This window comes from Sphingobacterium psychroaquaticum, from assembly GCF_004421025.1.
GTDB lineage: Bacteria > Bacteroidota > Bacteroidia > Sphingobacteriales > Sphingobacteriaceae > Sphingobacterium > Sphingobacterium psychroaquaticum.
Window position 1 is genome coordinate 1,965,348 of sequence record NZ_CP038029.1, and the last position, 26,182, is coordinate 1,991,529.

A 26,182-nucleotide genomic window follows, 5' to 3' on the forward strand; every position below is an offset into this window, starting at 1 on the left:
TTTCTTTATTCATACACGATGTTTAAAATAATTTATAGAGCGATTTCAACGGTTGTGGTGCTAATCGGTGCAACCTGTGCTGTATACGCACAAAAATACCCAATCGATACGTTGCAGTATCAGGGGACCGATAAGAAGGTGGTAAACTTGGTTATTTTGGCGGATGGCTACACGCAACAGGAGATGGGGGCTTTTCATGAAGATGCCAAACGGTTTACAGACTATTTTTTTAAGACGGAGCCTTTTCGTCAGTACACCAATTTCTTTAATGTGTTTGCTATAAATACGCCCTCGAAGGAATCGGGAGCGGCCCACGCTGGAACGGCAGATGATTGTCCAAAGGTTGAACATGGGCACAAAGACTTGCCGGCGCGGTTTAATGATTTTCCGAAACGTATCGCTGTTCCAGAAGCACAGCCGAATACTATTTTTGGTAGCAGCTTTGACAACTATGGCTTGCACCGACTTGTAATTCCGCAGAAAAATGATGTCATAGAAAAGGTCTTAGCGGATAATATACCCAATCATACGCAGGTTGTTATATTGGTTAATTCTCCATTTTATGGAGGCTCTGGTGGGAAGTACGCAACGGCCACAGTGAATGCCTCCAGTAACGACATCGCGGTACACGAGATCGGCCATTCTTTTGCGATTTTAGCTGATGAGTACTGGGCAGGGAATCAATATGCGATAGAAGGACCTAATAGAACACAATCGGCGGACCCGAAGGATGTCCCTTGGAAACATTGGCTGGGAATTAATGGGGTTGGAATCTATGCTTATGGTGGAAATAATTCGCCTGCCAAGTGGTTTCGTCCACATGAGTTTTGTAAAATGCAGTATCTGGTTGCCCCCTTCTGCAGTGTCTGTCAAGAAGTATTTGTAGAAACAATTCATCAAAAAGCCGATCCGATAGCTGGAACGAAGCCTGCTTTAGATACGCAAGTTGATGCTGCTTCAGTGGGGTTGTTTGCCTTAAAATTGTTGAAGCCCTCTCCAAATACGTTACGCGTGAAATGGTTTTTGAACGACATACAGATCGCAAGCGATTTAGATTCTATTTATCTGAACCCCGGTCAGTTTGATGTTGGAAATAATGTGCTACGTGCAGAGGTTCGCGATACGACAACTTTAGTGCGTACACCAAGTAAGCAAATTTATAGCTATGAGGTGAAGTGGAATATTAATGCCAATATGGAATATGCTATGCGTTTACCTGTATCTACCTGGGGGAATACATTGGAGACATGTTATGCTGGTTATCAGGCGCTGAGCATGAAACAGCCAGAAGCCGGAGTGCAGTATAATTGGTACGATAGTGTTGAGGGTAAAACGCCCTTTGCAGTAGGTACGAATCTGGTGAGCCCGAAATTAACGAAATCTACAGTTTATTATGTGGAGAGCGTCTGGGAGGATAAAAAGTCTGGCCGAGTGCCGATTCACCTTGTCGTGCTACCAGAAATCCAAGCGCCTAAGAACTATAAGGTTGAGAAACAAAAGGATGGAAAAACTGTTACTATAACATTGTTGGAAAAGGCGGACACACGGTATAGCTTCTTATGGAAGAAGATGGATGGAACAGTTTTGTATGAATGGGATGAGTTCAGCGGTGAATACGTACGCAGTGGGAAATTTAACAACGTGATGCGGTTAAAGATCGGGGATGGAGAAAAGCACATATCGGTGCAGAAAGTCGATAATGAGATGACCTGTGTGAGTGCACCTTTGATTATTGAAATTAAGTAATATTATAACGTATTTTTCGTTATTTAAGAAGGATTTAATATTTGCTTGGGCAAAATACGTATATTGTTAACTAGTATGTGTTAACATATTTTGCCCGACAAAGTCGAACTTTATATCAAAAAAATATAAGCTATGTTGAAAGGATTTTTTAATGTTCCTGTGCCGACAAACGAACCTGTTTATTCGTATGCACCTGGAACTAAAGAAAGAGAATTGCTACAAGCAGCTATTGCTGAAGCACGAGCGCAAGAGGTGGATGTACCGATGTATATCGGTGGTAAAGAAATCCGCACGGATAAGTTAGGTAAGTTAACGCCTCCACATGACCACAAGCATGTATTGGGCCAATATCACCAAGGCTCGAAAAGCCATGTAACAGACGCAATTAATGCGGCGTTAGCAGCTAAGGCTGATTGGGAAAACCTACCATGGGAGCAACGTGCTGCTATTTTCTTAAAAGCAGCTGAATTAGCTTCCTCGAAATATCGCTATAAATTAAACGCGGCGACTATGTTGGGTCAGTCTAAAAACCCATATCAAGCAGAAATTGACTCGGCATGTGAATTTACTGATTTCTTGCGCTTTAATGTCGCATATATGACAGAGATCTATGCACAACAGCCACCAGCAAATAGTAAAGGTGTGTGGAATAGGGTAGAACAACGTCCGCTAGAAGGATTTGTTTTTGCACTTACGCCATTCAACTTTACGGCCATAGCAGGTAACTTACCTTCTTGTGTTGCTATGATGGGGAATGTTGTTGTTTGGAAACCTTCTAATACGCAGATTTATTCCGCAAATGTATTGATGCAAATCTTTAAAGAAGCAGGTCTTCCGGATGGCGTTATCAACTTGATCTACGTCTCGGGCCCTGATGCAGGTGATGTAATTTTCAAACACCCTGATTTCGCAGGTATTCACTTTACAGGATCTACAGGTGTATTTCAGGATATCTGGAAAACAATCGGACAAAATATTCATCAGTATAAAACATATCCACGTATCGTTGGAGAAACAGGTGGTAAGGACTTTATCCTAGCACACCCTTCAGCAGATATCAATGTGTTGAATACAGCGCTAGTGAGAGGTGCTTTTGAATACCAAGGACAAAAGTGTTCGGCAGCTTCTAGAGCTTATGTACCGGCTTCATTGTGGAATGAGTTGAAAGGATTGATGGAGAAAGATATTAAATCCTTTAAGATCGGTGGTACAGAAGACTTCAGTAATTTTATTAATGCTGTTATCGATGAGAAAGCATTTGATAAAATCACGAGCTACATTGATAAAGCGAAGTCTTCAAAGGATGCTGAAGTGGTTATTGGCGGTGAATATGACAAGTCAACTGGATACTTTATCCATCCCACTGTAATCTTAGCTAAAACCCCTGATTACGAAACATTGTCGGAGGAATTGTTTGGCCCTGTTTTGACAATTTATGTATATGATGACAACAAGTGGGAGGAAACCTTGAAGCTCGTTGATCAAACATCGATCTATGCTTTAACAGGTTCTATTATCTCGCAAGATCGTTATGCAATTGACCAGGCAACACATGCGTTACGCAATGCGGCGGGTAACTTCTACATCAATGATAAGTGTACAGGTGCCGTTGTAGGTCAACAGCCTTTCGGTGGCGCTCGTGGTTCAGGAACTAATGATAAAGCGGGGTCGATGATCAATTTATTACGTTGGGTTTCTCCACGTACGATCAAAGAAACGTTTAATCCTGATACAGATTATAGATATCCTTTCTTAGGTTAATAACCTGTTTAAAGGTTGCTTAGGCACTTTGTATAAAGGGACTAAGCAACCTTTTTTGATAAACCTTTCCTTGCTGTTCTGCACATATTTGGCTAGTATCATTTGTACATGAAAAATCAAGAAACGCGGAAACCGATAGAATTTACGGTCCCTGCACATGGTGATGGCGCTTTTTACACGATGGAAGATATCGGGACTGATTTTTATGGTTATTACCATAGACATCGGGAGTTTCAAGTAAGCTATATTGTAAAAGGTAAAGGGTCGTTGATGCTTGGAAATTTGATTAGACCCTGTGATGAAGACGAACTTTTCCTGATCAAGCCGAATGAGCCTCATCTTTTTTTTAAAGATGAAAGTCTGGCCGATAACAGTACGGTTCATATCGTTCATTTGTTTTTCTCCCTCGAGAAGCTCCGTTCTTTCTTTGATATGACGGAATTACATGCGGTAAAGAATTTATTCTATAATTTGGATACAAGTAAGTCGTTACCTGCCTCTTATGCGCATGCAATCAAAGAGCTTTTTGTGAGTTTAAATGCAGAAGAAGGAGTTTCTAAGCTGTTGAAGGTTATTCAAGTTTTTCGTTTTTTACTGGCTCAAGAGAAGCATTATGTTTCCATTTATTCTGGCCTTAATAAGGTTGATTTTCAAGACTCAGATGGACTTCGCATAAATGCTGTTATTAAGCATGCTTTAGATAATTATAAACGAAATGTAACCGTGGAGGAGGTGTCTTCTTTGATCCATATGACACCCACTGCTTTCTGTAAGTTCTTTAAGAAACATACAAAGAAAACATTCGTTGGATTCTTAAATGAAATTCGGATAGAAAAGGCGTGTCAGGTGTTGGTGAACAAACGGACGGAAAATATCTCAGAGGCTGCTTATCAATGTGGTTTTAATACAGCAGTTCATTTTAATCGCGTTTTTCGAAGCATAATGGGAATATCGCCGAGCCAGTTTATTTTAGCACATACCGTGCACGAATAAAAGTGAAGAAGTTAAGGGGGTAGGAAGTGTAAGCAGGTTTTTTCAACTTGTGCTTTTATTGTAATATGGGACACAAGCTACAAGCTCGCGCCAGCGGAGGCTTGTAGGAAGTGGGGGACTGTAAGGGTAGCCCCTAAGATTACTTAAAACTAGGAACTACCCATTAATATCTATCGCACTACCAACCGTCAGATACAAAATATAGCTGCGCTGAGTCCTCCGAGGTTTGTGTCTCTACAGCAAACTACAAACTACCAGTTACCAACTACTTCTTGTCACTTCCCGAACGTTTCAGGATCATGATTGCTTCGTATTGTTTACCGTCAAAATGTGGCGTATCAATAGTCAGTGCAGTTGGGTAGGGTTTTTGTTTATCGAAGAAATACACCTTTGTCATACTGCCATAATCATTTGTGGGAAACAAATCTGCGCAGGCTTCAAAATCTGCCTGTCCAATATCGCCGACTGCAACAGCATAAATTCGGATAATACCACCCTTGTTTTGTTCATTACGTACAAAAGCGACTTCCTCAAACTTGCCAGGTAGATCTTTGATGGAAGGCTGGTTAAAAGCTTCCCAGATACCATATCCGAGGATGGCTACCAAACCAATAACAATCCACCAATACCGTTTTTTCTTTGTCATCTACGCTGTTATACTAATTCCTAATAGTTTGTAAAACTCTTTTAATATAGCTTGGTGTCCAGGCCATGCCGGCGAGGTTACCAAGTTTCCATCAACGATAGCTTGATCTGCTGGGATATTCTTCCATGTTCCGCCTGCCAGTTCGATATCCGGACCAACGGCTACGTAAGCGGTTAAGGTACGCCCTTCCAATACACGTGCTGTTGTGAGGACTTGTATTCCGTGGCAAATTGCAGCAACGGGTTTATTCGTCTCGAAAAAGTGTTGTGTAAATTCGATTACCTTTTTGTTTAAACGGATATACTCCGCTGAACGGCCGCCTGCAATATATAAACCATCGTAATCCGCGGGATTTACACTATCGAAATCTTTATTGATTCCGAAATTATGTCCACGCAGTTCTTTATACGTTTGGTCTCCTGTAAAATCGTGTACCGCAGTGGGTACGACATCTCCTTTTTTACGATCCGGCGCAATAGCATCGACCTCGATACCTATTGATCCCATTGCTTGGAATGGTACCATCGCTTCGTAATCTTCAACATAGTCACCAACTATTAATAAAACTCTCTTAGCCATAATATATATGTTTTAGTTTATGTTTCTTTTATCTAGAGTATCTATACACAGGCATATACAACCAGCACACAATTGAAATAAATATTGCGCGTGATTGCTGCTCTAACACCGTTACTCAGCAGACTCTGCAGCTAACATCCGTTTTGTTTTTCGAACTTTTGCTTCTAGCTGACTACGGAGGAGCACATCTGTAACACCTTTGCCATCTTCGAAGTTTTTGTTGAATTCAGGTAAGCTAAAGGTTTCCAATACTGTCGCGCCATCATAGGGCATGCGCGCTGTTGCGATATCCAAAACCGATTGTCCGCCGCGCCGACCTTGACTGGTCGCCATGATAAATACTTTTTTGTCTTTATATGGTAATCGATTGGGGATGCGTGAAACCCAGTCGATCAAGTTTTTGTACGCCGCATTATAATTACCGTTATTCTCAGCAAAAGAGATTAAAAGAAAGTCTGCCTCATCAATTTTTGCAGCAAAATCGTAGGCCAGTTGAGGAATACCACTCTCTTTTTCCCGATCTTTCGAGAAAATTGCCATCTCGTAATCGTTAAGATCTAAAATTTCAATCACATCGTCTGGTTCCTTGTAGTATTTACTGACACTTGTTACCAGCCTTTTATTGATAGAGTTCGAGCTGTTGCTCCCTGCAAACGCTAATATTTTCATACGTTAAATTTAGACATTTTTTTTATCTTGTGTGGTCAAAATAAACACACATTATGCCTAATAAAAATCTAAACCTAACCTTTTTTTGTTTGCTAGTCTGCTTATCTGTTTTCTCACAAAAGAAAAACGAACTTGTGTGGCGGACTCCCGAATTTGTGCAAGGACAAACCACCACAGAAGCTACTGCGAAGTATGGCCGTTTACCGGATAATTTACAAGCGGAGGTGCGTCCTCCAGTGTGGTATTTAGGTACGAATAGTGCTGGTTTGCATGTTGACTTTACAACCGATGCTGATTCTATTGTTGTGCGCTACAAGGTAAAGGGAGCACTCAATATGCCACATATGCCGTCCACCGGAGTAAGTGGAGTTGATCTCTATATGTTGGATCGCAAGAAAGGAGGGTGGCTGTGGTCTGCTGGAAACTATTCGTTTAAGGATACAATCAGCTATACTTTTCGAAGCATAGGATCTGATTTAGATCGTCTTTATCAGCTTTATCTACCCCTATACAATACGGTGGAGTGGATGGAGATCGGTGTACCCGAAGGGCGTGTTTTTAAAGAAGTGCAAAGTAATAAAAAGCCCATTATTATATATGGTACATCCATTGCACAAGGCGCTTGTGCTTCTCGCCCGGGTTTAGGGTGGACAAATATTTTAGCACGTAATTTACAGTCTCCCGTGGTTAACCTCGCTTTTTCGGGGAATGGTCGCTTGGAAGATCCTATTTTGGAACTTATAGCAAAGGCAGATCCGAGTATAATTGTATTGGATTGTCTTCCAAATTTAGGTGTTATTCCGGAGCGATCTGAAGCACAGTTAGATAGTTTGGTGTATCATGCCTTCAGCTACCTACGAAAGCATCATCCGCATACACCGATCGTGCTTACGGAGCATAGCTCCGGCTTTAATAGTTCTATATTGAACCATGAGCTTAATGCGAGATTTGAACAAACCAGTCGTGTTGGACAACAGGTTTTTCGTCGCCTGAAGCGAGATGGTTTTAAGAATATTTACTTGCTTAGCAACAGAGAAATTGGTTTGGATATTAATTCTACAGTCGATTATGTGCATCCGAATGATATTGGGATGATGAAGATCGCCGATGCTTACACCAAGCTTCTTCGTAAATTATTGTAGAAAGATCCTATAAAAAAGACCCCTCCAAGAAATAGGAGGGGTCTAGATATAATAGGTGGTTAGTAGTCTATCTTAAAATTAGCGTAAGAACAATAGTTCACGTAATTTCGGTAATGGCCATTTTGCGTCGTCGATAATCTTCTCTAATTTATTAACGTGGTAGCGAATCTCATCAAAATAAGGTTTCACCACTTCATCGTAGCTGATAGAGCGTTCACGAATATCATCAATATTGTTCGCCGTTTTACGCGCTTGTCTCATTGCTTCCGCTTGTTCCAAGATAATGTTCGTATGTTTCGAGATACGTTCGACTAAGTTTAGCTGTGAGCTGTAAGCTTCTTTTGCCAATCCTAAATCTTTCAGACCTTTAACGTTCGAAATTAACTCATTTTGATATACAAAACATGCTGGGGCAATTTGGCTCGTCACAACTTCACCGATAATACGCGCCTCAATTTGTAGTTTTTTATAAAAATTCTCTAATAAAATTTCATGGCGTGCTTCTGATTCACGCTTGTTATAGATACCTAAACGTTCGAAAAGCGCAATTGTTTCATCCTTAACATAAATATCTAATGCTTTTGGCGTTGATTTGATGTTTGAAAGACCACGAGTTTCCGCTTCTTTCGCCCATTCATCGCTGTAACCATTTCCTTCAAAACGAATTGCTTTAGATTCTTTGATGTATTTACGGATAACATTCAATAAAGCAAGATCTTTCTTCGTGCCTTTTTTGATCTGTTTATCTACTTCATTTTTAAACTCAATCAGCTGAGCCGCTACGATTGCATTTAAGATCGTCATTGGTTGTGCTGAGTTTGCAGAAGAACCTACGGCACGGAACTCAAACTTATTGCCTGTGAAAGCAAAAGGAGAAGTGCGGTTACGATCTGTGTTATCTAGTTTTAATTCCGGTATTTTAGGAATACCATGCCAAAGGTTGGCATCATTTTTTACTTTTTTAGCTACGCGAGCAGACTCTACCTCGTCTAAGATTTCATCCAGTTGAGAACCTAAGAAAATAGAGATAATTGCCGGAGGTGCTTCGTTGGCACCAAGACGGTGATCGTTACTATGGCTCGCTATTGACGCGCGTAAAAGATCTGCATATTCAAAAACAGCTTTGATTGTGTTCACAAAGAAGGTTAAGAACATCAAATTGTTTTTAGGCGTTTTTCCTGGAGATAGTAAGTTAACGCCTGTGTTGGTAATTAATGACCAGTTGTTGTGCTTGCCTGATCCATTAACGCCACTATAAGGCTTCTCGTGTAACAATACTTTGAAGTGATGACGGATTGCAATCTGCTCCATTAAGTTCATCAACAATTGATTGTGATCGATGGCTAAGTTCATTTCCTCATACATCGGTGCACATTCAAATTGTGAAGGAGCAACTTCATTGTGACGTGTCTTTAATGGAATACCTAGTTTTAGGGCCTCATTTTCCAAATCAACCATATAAGCAAGAACACGCTCCGGAATAGCGCCGAAGTAATGATCTTCTAATTGTTGCCCTTTTGCAGACATGTGGCCGAATAGAGTACGACCTGTAAACTGTAAATCTGGACGTGCATTGTATAAAGAAAGGTCAACCAAGAAATACTCTTGTTCGATACCAAGCGATGCATTTACCTTCGTGATTGACTTATCAAAATATTGTGCAACCTCTGTTGCAGCCTTATCGATTGCAGCAGTAGCTTTTAATAAAGGAGCTTTATAGTCTAACGATTCACCCGTGTAAGAAACGAATACCGTTGGGATGCAAAGCGTTTTACCTGCAACTGTTTCGAAGATAAAAGCAGGAGAGGACGGATCCCAAGCTGTATAACCTCTAGCTTCGAATGTATTACGAATACCACCATTAGGGAAAGAAGAAGCATCAGGTTCTTGTTGTACCAAAGAATCACCAGAAAACTTTTCGATAGCCTCACCATTGTCATCCGGTTCGAAGAAAGCATCGTGCTTTTCAGCTGTTGTTCCTGTTAGTGGTTGAAACCAGTGCGTATAGTGCGTTGCACCATTTGCAATAGACCATATTTTCATTGCTTGTGCGATATGCTCTGCAATCTCTCTGGAGATTTGGCTTCCTGTTTCTATGCGCTGAACGAGTTCTTTATAGGTGCTTTTCGAAAGATAATCTTTCATCTTAGCAATTGTAAATACATTCTTAGCGTAAATAGCGGTTGCTTTTAAGGTCTCTACTTTTTCTGCTTCATCCAACAGTCTTGATCCTGCTGATTCGGTTGCTTTAAATCTTAAACTTGACATTTTTCTTGGTAAACTAAGTTTTGTTATACAGTTTATGGGTGTTTTGTTTTGTAAAATTACATTAATTTTTAAAAAATCAATAACAAAATGTAAAAATAAAGGGATTGTGATGTTTAAAATGTAAAAAGGCTTATTGTTTTGTAACAATAAGCCTTTTTTGATAATATTTTTTTAATTTTTCTATTGAAAACCCCAGTCTATTCCTTTTTCTATTGCAGGAACTCCAGTTGTTATCCATTTTGGAGCTGCTTTTCCTTTTAGATAATGGTCGAAAAACTGAGCTTGTCTAATCTGGATATCTTTTCTGTTCTGTCTTTTCATTAAATTATGCTCATCATTGTTATAATTTAACATCCAAACAGGTTTTTCCAGTCGACGTAAGGCCGTAAACATTTCAATTCCTTGGTACCATGGCACAGCACCATCATTGTCGTTATGCATAATAACGACCGGTGTCGTTACACGGTCCATATAAAATAGAGGTGAATTCTCCAGGTACAGGTCTTTTGCCTCCCAAAGCGTTTTCCCGATACGTGATTGTGTGCGTTCGTATTGGAATTGACGGGAAAGCCCCGTCTGCCAACGTATGCCACCGTAGGCTGATGTCATGTTTACTACAGGAGCACCAGTCCATGCTGCAGCATACATATTGGTTCGGGTAATCAGGTGAGCAACCTGATAGCCACCCCAACTTTGACCTTGAATTGCCATTTTTGTCGAGTCAACCCATGAGTTTTGTGCTAAAAAGCGCATGCCTGAATTAATGTACTCTTCGGCAGATTTACCTGGGTGCCCAATTTCATAACTGATGTTTGGTGCAAAAACAAGATACTCGTTACTTACGAAGTAAGGGATATTCAATCGTGAAGGTGTTGGTGCCGGTGCTTGGTACGTATATAATCCATCCGTTAACTTTTCGTAAAAATAAGCGATAATCGGATACTTTTTATTCGGATCAAAATTCTCTGGTTTATACAAAATCCCTTCGGCAGCATAGCCATGAGGGGTGGTCCATTGCACTAATTCCGCTGTTCCCCAATTGTAATCATCCTGTTGCGGATTTATTGTGGTAAAACGTTCTTGTTTCTTGAAATTATCGGTTACATATAAATCTGGTGAAGAGTTATAGTTTTCTTTTGTAAAAGCGATAGTTTTTCCGTCCTCTGAGGCATTAAAAGCTTTAAAAGTATAAGATTCACTTGTTAATTCTGTCGGTTTTCGAGTTTTTGCCGCATTTATCACAGAAATACCATTGTATTTGTTGTTTTCATTAAAACTTGTGACATATATATCCTTCTTGCTTGGGATAAATGTGGTACGATAACGAGGATTATCGTTCTTGGTTAGATCAATATAACGATATACTGTTTTAGAAGCACGTCCTTCGCCATTAGTAAGTAATTGTTTATCCTTACCATTTAGCGCGAAACGCCAAATATCATAGCGGTCATATATGTAAATATGGTTGCCGTCTTCAGACCATCCCATGGTACCATATGGACTTGCGTAGGTTGGTGAGTCATTTTCTTCATCAACAAAACTAACGGGAATACCGTCGTTAAGTACAATACTTTTTTCGGTACTTATAGCATAGCTGTGCCAATTTCCTTTTTCGCGGTCAAAGTAAACGACATGTGTGCCATTTGGGTTAAGGAAAGCTTGGCCAGCAAAATTTTTAAGGATAATTTTTTTGCTTCCATTAACTGTTGAGACAAGGTATAAATCACTTAGGGTGCTGGCTTCCCATTGGGATGCAATGCGATTACCAAAATCACTGCTTGCCAACATCCACTCATTCGTACCTGTTTCAGAGATACTAGAGCGGTTAAATTTATCGTCGACTAACGCGAGTAAGCGGTTCCCACTTTGTAGCGAAATAACGGCCGGATAGTTTTTCGTCTGATCGTTTTTGAGGTTTACGAGCTGCTGCGGCTGTAAGTAGTCATCTTTCCAGTGCCAGATATCTACCTGCGCATGTTCGAAGTCGACCAAAGTGGTGTCTTTTACAGCAGGAATAGGGGCGAGGCCGAAGTATAAGCGTTGACCATCAGCGCTAAAATTAAGCTTTCCATCACCACTCACATACCAATTTTGAGGAACACCAGATGTACTTTGTTGGGCCAGTACACGAGCGCTATCTTGTGTCGGCGTGTAATAGTATAGCTTAAAATCTTTTAACAAAGCTTTTTCCGGAGATTTATCCGCCAAGAAAGTTAGTTGCGTGCTTTGATCATCAAAAGTTAACTCTTTATATGTACCCTTGCCGTTACTTATTTTCTTAAGCTCTTTACTTGTTAGGTTGTATAGATAGAGACCATGGTCATTTGAAACGGTATCTTTTGCTTCATTTTTTTTGGTAAAAGCGATGAAGTTTTCATTAGGACTCCACGTATATTGATCCGCTTTTAGGAAATTTAAGGTATCTCCGGTAGCCAAGTTCCGTACCACAAGAGCGGGTAATGTTTTTGGCTTTGCAGCTTTTTCCTTTTTGGTGGTATCAACGGGTGCTTCTATCTTAATATCCGTTAGGTAGGCGACAAAATCATTCTTTTGCCAAGCCATCTTAAAGGACTTTACGTCTGGAGTTTTCCAGGTCTCTTTTGTACTTGTATTATATATAAAGAGCGAATCTTTTGGCATATCATCCGCTTTTTTCTTTTTTATTTTTGCCTGTCTTGTTTCTTGGAATAAAGGCTTAATACTACCGACATAATAGCTTTCATTCTTTGCTAGTTTTACATTGGTAGCACGAGGTACACGGACCAGAATATTATTGTCTTTTGTTTTTACTTCAAAAATACCATCTCCCTCCTGTGGGTTGATAAGGAAGCTGATGAATCGTCCCGATTTGCTCACTTCAACATTACTGATACTTTTCCAGCTATCATACACACTGTGATCCAGCGGTTTCTTCTGTGCATAGCTTACACTGACGGTAAGCAAGGATATGCCCAGAACGGCTTTTTGTAGATTCATAGATTAAAAAATTTCGAATTTGAACGTAAAATATATAAAAATGCGTAGATTCAACCTAGTGTTTTAACATTTTTACACGTTGTACTCTATGTAATTGTCGTTATGAAATCAAACAGTATTATTATTGCCGTTATTGCAGGTCTATCTGTAATTATATTTGGATGGGTATTGGGTAATGCCTATAAGTTCAAATACAAAGTTAATAACACCGTTAATGTGACGGGGAATGCGAAGAAGGATTTTGAAGCCGATATCGTAAAATGGTCTGCTTCCTATAGTCGTAAATCAATGGATCTAACGCAAGCTTCAGAACAGCTGAAGCAAGATCGAGATTTAGTTAGACAGTTTTTGGAAAAGCAAGGAATCAATCCGAAAGAGATCTTATTTAATGCCGTCAATATTAATAAAGAATTTTCTTACCACTCCGATGGAAGTGGCAATAGCTACAATACATTTACAGGCTATAGTCTGCTACAGAATGTCAGTGTAGAGTCTAAGGATTTAGATAAAGTTGATAACGCTTCGCGCGAAATATCGACGCTTATCTCGCAAGGACTAGAACTGAGTTCAAATTCACCGAGCTATTATTATTCCAAGCTCGAAGATTTGAAGCTGGAACTAATTTCACAAGCTTCTGCAAATGCAAAACAACGTGCTGTCAATATTGCAAAAGAAGCGGGTTCCTCCTTAGGGGATTTGATCAAAGCCGATTTAGGTATTTTTCAGATCACCGGACAGAATGATAATGAGGAATATTCGTATGGTGGAGCGTTTAATACCTCTTCGCGAAGTAAGACCGCTAATATTACAGTGAAGTCCAGCTATGGTGCGAACTAAGATTTAAAACTATGTAAGAGCATTCCTGCGATTATTATCGCTAGTCCAATGAGCGATACTGGTGTCGGGAATGCTGCATGTAAAATAACCACTTCACCAACAAGAGCGAAGATTACTTCAGTCGACTGCGTTGCTTCTACAGCCGCGAGACTTTTATGTTCTTGACGGACGAGTTCGGTTGCTTTAAAGAACAACCAGGTTGCAATGACACCAGAAAAAAGAGCAACAATAAAAGTTTGACTTAACAAGGAAACGGTGGGGGCTGGTTGTGTAAAGTAGCCATAGACGCTCCATAATAGCCAAAAAGGCAAGCTGGCCAATGTCATCCCAAATAGGCGTTGCATCGTTGTTAATCGACCCTGCGTTAGCTGCATCATTTTTCGGTTGCCTAGAGGGTATGCAAAAGCAGCCAGTAAAACCGGGACTACGCTACCCAGAAATAGATCAAAAGAAAGTGCTTTTGCTTCCGGTAATTGCAAGAGAACAACGCCAGAAATAATGAGTAAAGAAAAGAGCCAAGTCTTTAGTGAAATGCGCTCTCCACGCTGTAGGAACGGTGTTAAACAGATGCCTGCAATGATTGTTAGCTGCCAGGTTCCAGCAACTAACCAGGCGGGAGCATAAGAGGCTGCATAGGTAATCCCAGCGTAGAAAATGCCAAAGCCAATACTGCTCCATAGCAACCATTGCCCCATATTTTCGCGCATGACAACCCAAAGGCTGTGGAGTTCTTTCCGGCCTAGAATAATAGGAAAAAGAAGGAGTGCCATCCAGTAGTATCGGAATGCTGCCGCCCATATCCAAGAGCCTCTGGCGTCGGACATTGATTTGTTTAAGACGAAGGTCACCGCAAAAAATAAGGCTGATAAGAGGCCAATTAGAATAGCTTTTTTCTTCATTTTCCCAAAGCTGGCGGACTAAAGTAGTCCTTTTGATTCTTCCATTTCAAAGACCGAATCTATTTTCCAGTTTGCTTTGTCTTTGGATGCTTTAACCGCAAGCTGATCACAGCGTTCATTGAGTGGATGCCCTGCATGCCCTTTTACCCAAACTAGCTTGACGTGGTGATGTTTATATAGATTCATGAGGCGTAACCATAGATCTTTGTTTTTTTTGCCTTGAAATCCTTTTTGCATCCATCCGTACACCCATTTTTTGTCGATCGCATCAATCACATACTTGGAGTCCGAAAAAATGGTCACCTGTTGGTGTATATTTTTTAAGGCTTCAAGTCCAATGATAACCGCAAGAAGCTCCATTCGGTTATTGGTAGTCTTCCGAAAACCACCCGAAAATTCCTTCTCTATCAACTTGCCTTGAAATGCAGGGTTAGATCCTTGATAAATGGTTCTTAGTATTGTTCCATAGCCACCAGGACCAGGATTGCCGCTGGACGCTCCATCCGTATATAATTCTATCATTGTGTTCCAAACTTAGATAAATTTGCTTTTACTCGCAACAGAATTAACTTGTTTGTCCGTTTAGATGTTGTTCTTCACGTAGTTCTAGTTCGTTATATTGCCGGCGAAGTTATCCTGTAGTGAGTTTGGCAATGATTAAGGAGATTGTCATGATTTTAATACGTTCTAACTATTGTTGCTTCCTAAATATATGTATATCTTAATGGCAGATTAATCGATTTAGTTATTTATGAAAATATTGAAAAAAGTAAGTTTGGCAATGCTTCTTCTAACGGTTGGGGGATCCGGTTTTGCGCAGGATAAAGTACAGGCGCCGAAAAAGGAGGAACCGAAGATGGAATGGTTTGATGATGCTAAGCTTGGGATTTTTATTCACTGGGGAATTTACGCTGTAGAAGGGATTTCGGAATCATGGGCGTTTTTTAATAATTATATTAGTCATGATAATTATATGAAGCAGCTGGAAGGATTTACAGCCTCTCGGTACAAACCATTAGAATGGGTCAACCTTATCAAAGAGTCCGGTGCAAAGTATGCCGTTATTACGTCAAAGCACCATGACGGTGTTTCGCTGTGGGATTCAAAGGCGGATCAAGCAACGACAACGGTAAAGCATAGCGCTGCGCGGAAAGATGTACTCACCCCTTTTGTAGGAGCTTTGAAAGGAGCAGGCTTGAAAACGGGCATTTATTTTTCACTCCCAGATTGGAGTCATCCATATTATGATGTAAACACAAGAACCAGAAAACGATATCTGCTTAAAGATGAACCACAGCGCTGGAACAATTTTGTAAACTATTACCAGAAGCAGTTAACGGAGATATCTGAAAATTACAACCCAGACCTTATCTGGTTTGATGGCGATTGGGAGCATAGTTCCGCGGAGTGGCAAGCACCGCAAACACTAGCTTTATTACGGAAGTACAATCCAAATATTATTATCAATTCACGTTTGAATCACCATGGCGATTATGATACGCCAGAACAAGGTGTACCGGTGGTAAAGCCGGAAAGCCGTTATTGGGAGTTGTGTTATACGATGAATGATTCCTGGGGTTACCAACCTTTTGATACACATTATAAAACACCGAATATGATTGTCCGCACGTTAGCGGATTGTATAGCTATGGGAGGGAACCTGTTGTTAGATATCGGCCCGAAAGCAGATGGAACTATTCCGGAAGAGCAAGTTGCCATTTTAAAGGAATTAAAACGATGGACAGGTAAACATGGGGAGGCAATTTATGGGACAAGAACGGGATTAGATCAACGATTTGGTCGGCATAAGACCGCCTTTTCGAAATCAGGAAAGACCCTTTATGTTTACTTAGATGCGAAATCATCCGATATTTCTTTCCTAGGGTTACAATCGAAACCTAAAGAAATCCGTGTGGTAGGGCAACCTAAATCTTCTAGACCTTTGGCTTTTACATACAATGGATATGACCTTACAGTAGATCTTTTGACGGCAGCTTTTGATGAGGCGGTGACCGTAGTTGCCATCGATTTTGCGGAAAAGCCAGTTTTTGATTTGAATAGAACGGTAGGAAAACCATCGTTGCCCGGAATTTTAAGCCAGTCTGATGCACGTCAAGCTATTCAGGATGTAGTACGGTGGAGTGATTTCGGTGCTAATTTATTAGAGGGAGCAATCACGGAGGATGGTCAACTATTGCGTAAAGATTTAGTCTTTAACTCGCCCGAGGTTAAGGACTGGGTAATGAAGCATGCAGAAATTTTGCATGATGCATCAGCGGGGATACCTGGTGGACATTATACGGGATATTCTGCCTTATCTAAAGATAAGCAGACGCTTTATCTTTTTGTAGACGGTGTACCAACCGGCCCCATTGCTTTAAAAGGAGTTAAAAATACCATTGCACGGATTCGTATTGTTGGAGAGGGCTCCATGTTATCACATCAGATCTTTAATAAGCTGTATTGGAGTGCGATACCAGGTATTATCTATATCGATGTGCCAAAAGAACGGTTGGATAAGAAAATGACGGTAATTGCTGTTCTCTTGGATAAACCTATTGAATTATATCGTGAGAAAGTAGGGGCAATCGAAAGTAATCTGTAATTTATTCTAATTTAAGCGCCCAATAAAAATATCCCTAGAAGTGGGGATATTTTTATTGGGCGCTTTGCGTTATCTTTAATCCATGGATCGATTCCCTCTAATTTTATAAAAGGATACAATATGTTTAAATATAGTATAATATTTTTTTTACTCAGTTGCAGTTCGGTCATGCTTTTCGCACAAGAGGATGGAGTAACGAGTTCACAAAATTGGAACGAAATGATACAAGTAAATTCAAATTTAAAAGAAACAAATACAATAAGGATCTTTGATAATCCAAAAAAAGTATATCAATTAGAACTGAAAGATAATAAGCCATATAATGGCTATGAAATTAGCGACGAAAAACTCTTAGGTGAATTGAATTATGTCAATTTTTACCAAAATGGAGCATTGGTTGCAAAATATGCTATTGACTATCTTCGAGCCGATGGAACATCTATTCCTGTTGAATATACATTAAAAACAACCTATCAAGACAACAACGTAATAAGTGGGCCGGTATATCGCGAACTGCCTCAAAATTTAGTTTTGATAGAGCAATATCAAGAAGGAAAGCAAGTAGGTTTTTTTCTGGATTTATTTGCTATGCATTATTTTAATAGATTGAGCTTTCAGCTGAAAGGGGATATGTTGTCCATTACTAATTTACAGACAGAAAATGAGGTTAGGGTTTATAAAAAGAATGAGAGCTTAGAGGCTGAATACTACGTTCGTAAAAAATTAATAGCAAAATCAAAAAGAAGCGTAGAGAAAAAAGATCAGATTGTACCCTATGCGTCCAAAGTTTACTATGTAGAGGGGCAGGCATTAAAAGAGTTTATTTGCGTGATACATACATCTGCTGATTTAGAGGAAGTAGAGGACGATTTCTTACCATTATTGTTTACACAGTTTTCATTCGAATTTAATGGGGATCTTGTGGATGTTTTGAAAATCTGCAATTTATTTTTTAGCGATGCAGAGAATTTAAAGAAAACGGATTTGGGTCGAATATTTGATTCTTATATCGTTCCATATAAAAGAGAAAACTATCTTGCCATGGTGAATTATGACGCGAAAGGTCAGCCCTACGAAGGTCAAGTGATTAGTTCTTTAACATCAGGCGGGTACGAGGTTCTAACCTATGAGAATGGAGCATTAAAAGATAAAAGTGTAATCAGCAACTTGACTTTACTTAAAACGGAAGAATAGATAAAATTAGGACGCTTTAATAAATTTTTAAGACAACTTAAATAGTGGATAATAAAGAAATTTGGATAACGGATAACACGCTTTTTTACAGAGAAAGGGGAGGTATGGAAACGGCAAATGTTGGTGCCCTCCGATATGCTTATGCACAGATCTTAGGGGGTGTTCCTTACTTATTTCTTTTTGCTGATCATCAACATTACATCTCGACAGAGCTGCTAGGCTTTGAGGACGTATATCGTGAACTTTCCAAACTTTTTCCTTTGGATAACCAAGCTTTTCTGCGGGTATGCAAAGAAAAAAAAGAGGATGAAAAAGTGAAAATATGGGCAAAAAAGGAATCTCAAAACTATCAGATATTACGTGAATACGATAATAACACTGATCTAGGTTATGAAGTCTATACAGAACCTAAGAGAACAATAACTTGGGACACAACGTATGAAGAGCTAGAGGCATCTGGTTTGGTAGAAGGTTATTTTAGTGATTATGGCACTAAATATTTACGATTCAAACATCCCGTGCGAATCGAAGGGGTATTGATCAATCAATTAGAATTGTATGTTGATAATGTGCTTCCCAATCGTCCAATCATGGAATATTTCGTTGATCTTTATGATGACACCAATACGGATAAGAGTTACAAAGAACTTCGTGAACTCTGGATAGATGAGGGAGTCGATATCGATCAATATGGTTATGAAAGGAGTGACCAATGTTATCTACGGTTCGAGTTTACGGATGGTATAGATGCTTCAATTTGCTATACCTACGACGAAGAGTCGGGATATGATGATGGAAGTACCTCACTTCATTTCTACAATGTTCGGGAATATCCCTCCTTTTTAGAAAACAAAGCGTATGAAGATGTGATGGAAATTTCTGATTTTATGTCGTTTTGCAAGCCACTGGATATTAGCATTAGTCATATGGATAATGATGGCATTAAACATATTCCACCAAAAGCAAAGGCACTTTTAAATGCTAAAAGTGGCATTTGGGTGGATCAACTGAATCAAAAGGTGGGATTTGTAGGTGTGGATACGGCCTTAGTTTTAGATAGTAGACAAATTGCGCACTTTGAATTTCAAAATGTACTTCCAGCGAAGGGAGGCGGATATGCTGACTTTACGGTCCACCTCACGACGGGAAACTATCTATACATCTTTATGGAAGACACCTATTACTTCGATCAATTTGCTGCCCGGCTACGTCAACTGACAAGAAAAAAAGTTATAATTCCTGAAGCGTATTATAACTGTTAACGGGGCATCTATATTTATTGTGTATCATTAAAAAAGATCAGCTCTTACTTGGATTTTTATGTATGCCGTTTTTTGCTTTTTACCAGTTGTAGCTGCGGAGTTTAACGGGTAAACTTGTGCGTAAAACGTGTCATGGTTTATCCAAAAACCTTTTTTCTCATCGACGAATTTGAAATTAGTAAAGTTAACATATAATTGGTTGATCTGTTTTTTAGATTCAGGTAAATACTGAGCTACCAAAAAATCCGAACCCGTATCATGGTTATTGCTGATAAAGGAAATCCTGTTGATGGAGGCAACAATGTGTGGATATCCTTCTGTAAATAAATCCATAGCGAACGCTTCTTCAGGATTGTAAAAGTTGTAATAAGAGCTATTGGAATGTTGATTGTCTTCCTTGAATATTTCTAACCCCAAGAAATTAGAATGTCCAATATATTGGTAAGATAATACGCCATCTTCAGTTACCAGGTTCTCGTATTGTTGAATCTTTTGCTCTTGTCCATTTTTGTCAGATATCCAATTATTCCCTTTCAGTTTCACATTTGGATTTTTGGTAAAAACCTCATCTATCTTTGATTTTAAGGCACTATTATATTCATCTGCCGTTACTTCTTCCACAGTCCCATACTGAGCGTAAGACTTGTTGTTAAAATCAGTTTTATCCATATATGTACTGCTCCTGATCTCCAACAGGTTCACCCCCTTCAGGGTCAAATCGAACGAAGCTGTAAACTCCGACTTCAATACAAAGGCCTCAATACTGTTTGATATGTTGTTTTCGATACTAAAATGGATCGAATAGAAATCTTCAAATTCTTCAAAACCATAGTAATTATCAAGTTTACCATACGCGATTTTCATAGAAGCACTATCCTTGTTTGGTGCTGTAAAGAAACGAACAGAATCTAGTTTGGTGAATAATTGAAAAGGGACCTCTTGCACATTATCGACACCTTTTATTTTTTTGAAATCCCCGAATGTTATCGTTTTTTTATTGGATTCGGTTTCTATTCTATTCGTTTGATCGGTCTTGATTTGTGAGTTGCATGACACAGAAAGAACTAGAAAACAGGACATAAAAAAGAAGTATACGTTTTTCATTTCTTCACGACTAAATTTACTGCGTATTATTTGGAGCGAAGATATAAGTATTCGAAGTAGCCACCAACTAAATACCTCATATAATAGATAAATGGCTGAAAACAGGGATATATGGGAATACCTCTTTTAAAAATATTATTTGATATTTTGGTGTTTTGTAAAAGCTTAGTAACCAGGTGAAACTCTTTTTTAATTAAAATTTAAAAATAAAAAATCCCTATTCTTTGAATTTTCTAAAAAAAATAAACATCTTCGCTATCATTCAATAACCAATTGACTTTATTGTCTATACAACTTTATGAAAGGTAAATTAGGGTATCGCTTATTATGGGAGAGAATTAGAAACGGCGACGAAAGCGCTTTTTTTGATCTCTATAGTGCCTTATATAAAGAATTGGTGAATTTTGGTATTCGTACGTGCGGGGACGTAGATGTTGCGGGTGAAGCGACCGATCAGGTTTTTGTGACCATTTGGGAAAAGCGCGAAAATTTGGATCGTGTCGAGAATGTACAGTCATACCTGATGACATTCCTAAAACGTAAAATGTTGCGACTGCTCGAGAAGCAACATAAAATAAATACGGCTTTGCAAAGTGTGAAAGCGGAGGATGATTGGATTGAGATGCCCTATGAAGAGTTTATTATTCGGGTACAGACGAATGAAATTATACAGCTTCGACTCAAAGAAGCGTTAGAAAAACTTTCGTTCCGCCAAAAACAACTCGTTCACCTTAAATTTTTTGAAGGAATGGGGTACGAACAAATTGCGGAAGCAACAAACATGACCGTAAAAACCGCGTACAACACCTTATATGATGCGCTAAAAGTTTTACGCGAAGAATTAAAAGAATTTTAATTGATTGATTTTTAGTTGATTATAAATTTTTTATCTTTTTCTTTAGGCAATCGGTGCTATTCTGGGCACTATAGATTAAAAGCCTAAGAAATGAACCACAACGAATACAGGGATGTAGAAGATTTCTTGATAGATAATACGTTTCAAGCGTATTGTGCAGAAGAGAATGAGCAATGCATAAGCTATTGGGAAAAATACATTGCTACGCATCCTGAACAAGCAGAAACTATAGCGCGTGCAAAACGCCTTTTCCATATACTTGCCGGTCATAAAAAACCTGTGAATAAGCAGCTCGAAGCGATGAAGCAAACTATTGCAGAGCAAGAGTCTGCTCCACGTACTTTTCGTCCTAATTTCATGAATATCCTTAAAGTTGCGGCTGTTTTAGTCGCCTTAGGCTTTGGATATTTATGGTTTAGTCGCGCACCTCTTACAGAGCAACCGATACGTGAGATGTCAGCTAATGTTACGCGTTACGAAACGAAACTGGGAGAAAAGAAAATGTTCGAACTAAAGGATGGTACGAAGGTTACGTTGAACTCAGGAAGTAGACTGGAAGTTGAAGGTGCTTTTAATCAGGAGGACCGTCATGTAAATTTAATCGGAGAAGCATTTTTTGAAGTAGCCAAGAATAAAGATAAACCTTTCGTTCTCCATACCAATGATTTTGATATTCGTGTGTTGGGAACAACTTTTAATGTGAAATCATATCCAGAAGAGATGCGTTCCGAAGCGCTTTTGGTAGAAGGTTTGATTGAGATGAAAAGTAAAGGCGAGAATGAAAATTCTATCATTGTAAAACCGAATCAAAAAGTAACGATATATAGACAAGTTACAGCCGTTAAACCGAAGGCCGATGTGATTAAAAAAACGGTGCCGAAGGCTGCTGTAAAGGAAATCGCGATTCAGGATGTTGCAGAGAAAGTAGGGGAAGATTTAGTTGCGGACATTGCTTGGAAAGAGAACAGATTGGTCTTGGTGGATCAAGACTTTAGCTCCCTAAAACCAACATTGGAGCGTTGGTATGATGTCGATATTACGATTGAAGGTGCTGCGCTTCAGGATTATAGGTTTACCGCCACCTTTAGCAGAGAAAATATTGAGCAGGTGCTCATCGCATTACAAAAAGTTCAACCCTTTAAATATGAAATACATGGAAGAAAAATAACTATTAAAGAGAAATAAAGAAGGATGATGCGCTAACACCATCCTTACTATCGGATAAATAAAACCGGCAGTTGACGTCTTGCAAGTAGTAAGCTGCCAAGTTATAAACTTTAACCAACCACTAAAATATGATTAAAAATGGCTTAATGCAAGTGCATTCGTATTATCGTGTGCACTATAGATTCATTATCCGGATGAAACTAACCTTAATTATTACTGTCTTTGCTGTTGTCAATACGATGGCAAATGCGTACTCTCAGCAAAAAGTGTCTTTGGATGTCCAAAAGACGAAGTTGAGTAGGATTCTTAAATTAATTGAAGAGAAAAGTGATTATTACTTTGTCTATAGCGCAACCAACGCTAATTTGAACAAGGAGTTGTCTTTAAATGTCGAAAATGCGAAAGTCGTAGACCTTTTGCCTCGTCTGTTTAATAAAACTGGACTTCAATATTCGGTATCAGAGGAAGGACTTGTTGTTGTTACTGAAAAACAGCAGGCTCAGGTGCGTGGTGTTGTCGTCGACGAGAAGGGTAACGGTTTAGCGGGGGCTACAGTGCGTGTAAAGGGATCGCAAATTGCGCGCGCGACCGATTTAAACGGACGGTTTAGTATTGACGCCACTTCGGCAAACACCTTGGTAATCTCTTTTGCTGGCTATGGCACACAAGAGGTTGCAGCAGGCTCTGCTGAAATGAAAATTGTGTTGCATCAAGATCTTCGTATGTTGAATGAGGTTGTTGTGACAGCGTTGGGGGTTGCCAAAGAAAAGCGTTCATTAGGGTATTCGGTGACTCAGGTTCAAGGAGAATCTTTGACGCAAGCGCGAGAGAATAACGTGATTAATTCCTTGGTGGGTAAGGTTGCAGGACTCGATATTTCTAGTACTGCTGGTGGAGCTGGGTCTGCATCTAATGTTACGATTCGTGGCGTTTCCAGTTTGAATCAAACAAATCAACCTTTGTATGTTATTAATGGTGTACCTATGGAAAGTAGACCTGTCGGTATTGGAAATCTTAATTCGAGAGGGAATAAAGGAAGCCAGTGGGATAACGCTCCTGATTTGGGGGATGCTATCGGCAACCTAAATCCCGATGATATCGAGAGTATTTCGGTACTAAAAGGTGCTGCAGCTTCCGCTTTATATGGCTATCGTGCGAAGGCGGGGGTAATCCTTATTACTACAAAAACTGGAAAAGGAAGTTCGATTGATTTCAGTAGTAATTTTGTGGGTGAGCGTATTATCGACCAAACCGACTGGCAAACGACATATGGACAAGGAACTCAAGGACAAAAACCAACTAGTGCGGCGGCGGCGGCTTTAGTGGGAGCGTCAAGCTGGGGGGCCAAGTTGGATGGTTCCGACGTTGTTCAGTTTGATGGTACTATGCGTCCTTACTCTTATCAGAAAGGAAACCTAGGTCGTTTTTATCGTACTGGTAGTACTTGGACAAATACTATTGCTTTGAATAAATCTTTCGAGGGGGGAACTATTCGTTTATCAGCTAGTGATGTAAGTAATAGGTCTGTCGTGCCGAATTCAGGTCTAGATCGTCAGTCTTTTTCTTTGGTGGGAACTTTTGAACCATTTAAACGCTTCACTATTGATGCACGTATTAATCAGATTTTAGAAGGTGTGAAAAATCGTCCTATGGTATCGGATGGGGCAGGAAATGCAAACTATAATGTTATGTTTCTTCCAACCAGTATTAATGTAAATGATTTGAAACCTTGGAAGGATGAAAAAGGTTTCGAAAATAAGTATAATACAGGAAATACCTATAATACAAACCCGTGGTTTGCGGCGTATGAGTTCCAAAATAATACAAAACGTGATCGTAACATTTCGTCAATCACTGCGCGTTATACATTAGAAAATGGACTTTTCTTCCAGGGACGCGCTGGTCGTGATGGTTATTCGGATCAATACAAACATGTCGTGCCTTCAGGAACTGGCTATTATGAAAAAGGAAAAATTTCCGAGCAACAAACAACCTTTGAAGATATCAATGTGGATGTTCTTCTAGGTAAAACCTTCAATGCAGGGGACTACTCCATCACGCCAAATCTAGGTGCTAGCTATCGTCACACCACGAGTTCGGTAACAACGAATAATGGTGTTGATTTTGCTGTTTTTGGTGTTTATAATCTCTTAAATGCAGAGAATAAGTCTGTGGATATTGGCCACAGAGAAGAGGAAACTCAATCTACTTATGGAACATTAGAGTTTGCTTATAAGGATATATTCTATTTGACCGGAAGTGTACGTTCGGATTGGTTTTCGACGTTAGCAACACCTGGAGTTGACAATAAACTCAATGTTGTATATCCATCGGTAAGCGGCTCCTTTGTGTTTTCTGAATATGTGAAACCATCTTGGTTAAATTTTGGTAAACTCCGTGCAGGATATGCAAAAGTAGGACAAGCAACAGATCCCTATCAAACAGTTTTAATGTATAATTTCAGAAGTGAAAATCTAGATGGTAAACAGTTGGGAATTATTGATAATAAGCGTATTCCGAATACCTCTTTGAAGGCATCGTCTGCTTCAGAGTTGGAATTTGGTACGGAATTGAGATTGCTTAATGACCGATTAAGTTTAGATGTTACGTGGTACAACAAAAAGTCAAAAGATGAAATTAGTTTTATAACCACGCCATCATCTAGTGGGTATGAAGCAGCAGTACTTAATGCTGGCGAAATTCAAAACAAAGGGGTAGAGATGCTCTTGTCGGCGACGATTATAAAGAAAGATAATTTTCGTTGGATTTCGTCAGTGAACGGTAGTTACAATGATAATAAAGTTTTGTCTTTGGCCGAAGGCATGGACAGACAGCTTATTGCAACCTCTAGAGCTGAGTTTGGGTCATTGATGATGGTGAAAGGAATGCCTGTTAACCAAGTGATGGCTTTTGACTATAAGTATGATGCTAATGGGGAAATTGTTTATAAGTCAGACGGCACCCCGGAACGTGGAGAATTAATGCCATATGGCTCTTCAATAAATAAATGGTTTGCCGGTTGGAATAATGAGTTTATGTATAAAAACTTCAATTTATCATTTTTAATTGATGGCAAATGGGGTGGGAAAATGTTTTCTGCAACTGATTATTATGGTTTCATTAATGGTTTACATAAGGAAACCCTTGAAAAAAGAGAAGAGTTAGGGACATTAGCTCCAACTTATTATCGTGCAGTAGCAGACAATGTATCTAAACGCTTTGTAAATAGTACAGACTTTATCAAACTTAGACAAGTTATTTTAGGATATAAATTCCCTGCAAACATGTTTAACAATAGAGTGAAGTCGCTAGGCGTAAGTTTGGTTGCAAGAAATCTCCTTGTGTTAAAAAGAAAAACCAACAATGTCGATCCAGAATCAAGCTACAACGCCACATTTCCTGGATTGGAGTTAGGTGGTGTTCCTGCTGTGCGGACTTTTGGTGCTAACCTAAGTGTTAAATTCTAATGATTGTAACC

General features: G+C 39.4%; 19 protein-coding genes. 11 read left to right on the forward strand and 8 right to left on the reverse strand.

The annotated features are described in order from the left end of the window. Positions 1 to 18: 18 nt before the first annotated feature. From E2P86_RS08155 to E2P86_RS08165, 3 genes are all read left to right on the forward strand, one after another. Positions 19 to 1,746, forward strand: coding sequence for a M64 family metallopeptidase (locus E2P86_RS08155; RefSeq protein WP_134432277.1), 1,728 nt, complete (start codon positions 19 to 21; stop codon positions 1,744 to 1,746). 132 nt (positions 1,747 to 1,878) lie between these two features. Next, the gene (pruA, locus tag E2P86_RS08160; protein ID WP_134432279.1) at positions 1,879 to 3,507 is read left to right on the forward strand and encodes an L-glutamate gamma-semialdehyde dehydrogenase; all 1,629 of its coding nucleotides are present in this window, start codon (positions 1,879 to 1,881) and stop codon (positions 3,505 to 3,507) included. 108 nt (positions 3,508 to 3,615) lie between these two features. After that, positions 3,616 to 4,500 (forward strand): AraC family transcriptional regulator, encoded by an 885-nt coding sequence (locus E2P86_RS08165; protein WP_085472880.1) that lies wholly within the window; start codon positions 3,616 to 3,618, stop codon positions 4,498 to 4,500. Positions 4,501 to 4,765: 265 nt separating this feature from the next. On the opposite strand, the gene E2P86_RS08170 is transcribed toward E2P86_RS08165, so the two are convergent. The 3 genes from E2P86_RS08170 to E2P86_RS08180 all read right to left on the reverse strand — a co-directional run bounded on the left by E2P86_RS08170 (position 4,766) and on the right by E2P86_RS08180 (position 6,394). Next, positions 4,766 to 5,146, reverse strand: coding sequence for a hypothetical protein (locus E2P86_RS08170; protein ID WP_085472881.1), 381 nt, complete (start codon positions 5,144 to 5,146; stop codon positions 4,766 to 4,768). Continuing rightward, positions 5,147 to 5,725: a DJ-1/PfpI family protein gene (locus E2P86_RS08175; protein WP_134432281.1), complete on the reverse strand. Its 579-nt coding sequence runs from the start codon at positions 5,723 to 5,725 to the stop codon at positions 5,147 to 5,149. Between the two features lie 111 nt (positions 5,726 to 5,836). Beyond that, positions 5,837 to 6,394, reverse strand: a complete 558-nt coding sequence (locus tag E2P86_RS08180) for an NADPH-dependent FMN reductase (protein WP_085472883.1) — start codon at positions 6,392 to 6,394, stop codon at positions 5,837 to 5,839. Between the two features lie 53 nt (positions 6,395 to 6,447). Between E2P86_RS08180 and E2P86_RS08185 the strand changes: the two genes are divergently transcribed. Further along, complete coding sequence (locus tag E2P86_RS08185) at positions 6,448 to 7,536, forward strand: SGNH/GDSL hydrolase family protein (RefSeq protein WP_134432283.1); 1,089 nt, start codon at positions 6,448 to 6,450, stop codon at positions 7,534 to 7,536. A 78-nt stretch (positions 7,537 to 7,614) separates the two neighbouring features. Here the strand turns inward: E2P86_RS08185 and E2P86_RS08190 are convergent, their stop codons facing one another. Continuing rightward, complete coding sequence (locus E2P86_RS08190) at positions 7,615 to 9,804, reverse strand: glutamine synthetase III family protein (protein ID WP_085472885.1); 2,190 nt, start codon at positions 9,802 to 9,804, stop codon at positions 7,615 to 7,617. Positions 9,805 to 9,984: 180 nt separating this feature from the next. Next, a complete protein-coding gene (locus tag E2P86_RS08195; RefSeq protein ID WP_134432285.1) occupies positions 9,985 to 12,780 on the reverse strand; it encodes a S9 family peptidase in 2,796 nt (931 codons plus the stop codon). A 102-nt stretch (positions 12,781 to 12,882) separates the two neighbouring features. Here E2P86_RS08195 and E2P86_RS08200 point away from each other — a divergent pair, with 102 nt between their 5' ends. Then, the gene (locus E2P86_RS08200; protein WP_085472887.1) at positions 12,883 to 13,617 is read left to right on the forward strand and encodes an SIMPL domain-containing protein; all 735 of its coding nucleotides are present in this window, start codon (positions 12,883 to 12,885) and stop codon (positions 13,615 to 13,617) included. On the opposite strand, the gene E2P86_RS08205 is transcribed toward E2P86_RS08200, so the two are convergent. Together E2P86_RS08205 and rnhA are read right to left on the reverse strand one after the other, a co-directional pair. Further along, positions 13,614 to 14,516: a DMT family transporter gene (locus tag E2P86_RS08205; protein ID WP_134432287.1), complete on the reverse strand. Its 903-nt coding sequence runs from the start codon at positions 14,514 to 14,516 to the stop codon at positions 13,614 to 13,616. The genes E2P86_RS08200 and E2P86_RS08205 overlap by 4 nt on opposite strands. A gap of 18 nt (positions 14,517 to 14,534) precedes the next feature. Continuing rightward, positions 14,535 to 15,038 (reverse strand): ribonuclease HI, encoded by a 504-nt coding sequence (gene rnhA, locus E2P86_RS08210; protein WP_085472889.1) that lies wholly within the window; start codon positions 15,036 to 15,038, stop codon positions 14,535 to 14,537. A 229-nt stretch (positions 15,039 to 15,267) separates the two neighbouring features. Here rnhA and E2P86_RS08215 point away from each other — a divergent pair, with 229 nt between their 5' ends. The 3 genes from E2P86_RS08215 to E2P86_RS08225 all read left to right on the forward strand — a co-directional run bounded on the left by E2P86_RS08215 (position 15,268) and on the right by E2P86_RS08225 (position 19,577). Further along, positions 15,268 to 17,121 (forward strand): alpha-L-fucosidase, encoded by a 1,854-nt coding sequence (locus E2P86_RS08215; protein ID WP_166785171.1) that lies wholly within the window; start codon positions 15,268 to 15,270, stop codon positions 17,119 to 17,121. A gap of 219 nt (positions 17,122 to 17,340) precedes the next feature. After that, complete coding sequence (locus E2P86_RS08220; protein ID WP_166785172.1) at positions 17,341 to 18,315, forward strand: hypothetical protein; 975 nt, start codon at positions 17,341 to 17,343, stop codon at positions 18,313 to 18,315. A 104-nt stretch (positions 18,316 to 18,419) separates the two neighbouring features. Then, positions 18,420 to 19,577, forward strand: a complete 1,158-nt coding sequence (locus E2P86_RS08225; RefSeq protein ID WP_206368004.1) for a hypothetical protein — start codon at positions 18,420 to 18,422, stop codon at positions 19,575 to 19,577. 27 nt (positions 19,578 to 19,604) lie between these two features. On the opposite strand, the gene E2P86_RS08230 is transcribed toward E2P86_RS08225, so the two are convergent. Then, positions 19,605 to 20,657: a hypothetical protein gene (locus E2P86_RS08230; protein ID WP_206368005.1), complete on the reverse strand. Its 1,053-nt coding sequence runs from the start codon at positions 20,655 to 20,657 to the stop codon at positions 19,605 to 19,607. A 322-nt stretch (positions 20,658 to 20,979) separates the two neighbouring features. Here E2P86_RS08230 and E2P86_RS08235 point away from each other — a divergent pair, with 322 nt between their 5' ends. The 3 genes from E2P86_RS08235 (at position 20,980) to E2P86_RS08245 (ending at position 26,171) form a co-directional block, all read left to right on the forward strand. Continuing rightward, positions 20,980 to 21,537: an RNA polymerase sigma factor gene (locus E2P86_RS08235; protein ID WP_085472893.1), complete on the forward strand. Its 558-nt coding sequence runs from the start codon at positions 20,980 to 20,982 to the stop codon at positions 21,535 to 21,537. 90 nt (positions 21,538 to 21,627) lie between these two features. After that, the gene (locus E2P86_RS08240; RefSeq protein ID WP_085472894.1) at positions 21,628 to 22,722 is read left to right on the forward strand and encodes a FecR family protein; all 1,095 of its coding nucleotides are present in this window, start codon (positions 21,628 to 21,630) and stop codon (positions 22,720 to 22,722) included. A gap of 110 nt (positions 22,723 to 22,832) precedes the next feature. Continuing rightward, positions 22,833 to 26,171 carry a SusC/RagA family TonB-linked outer membrane protein gene (locus E2P86_RS08245; RefSeq protein WP_240775589.1) on the forward strand — a complete coding sequence of 1,113 codons (3,339 nt, stop codon included), beginning with the start codon at positions 22,833 to 22,835 and terminating at the stop codon, positions 26,169 to 26,171. Positions 26,172 to 26,182: the final 11 nt, after the last annotated feature.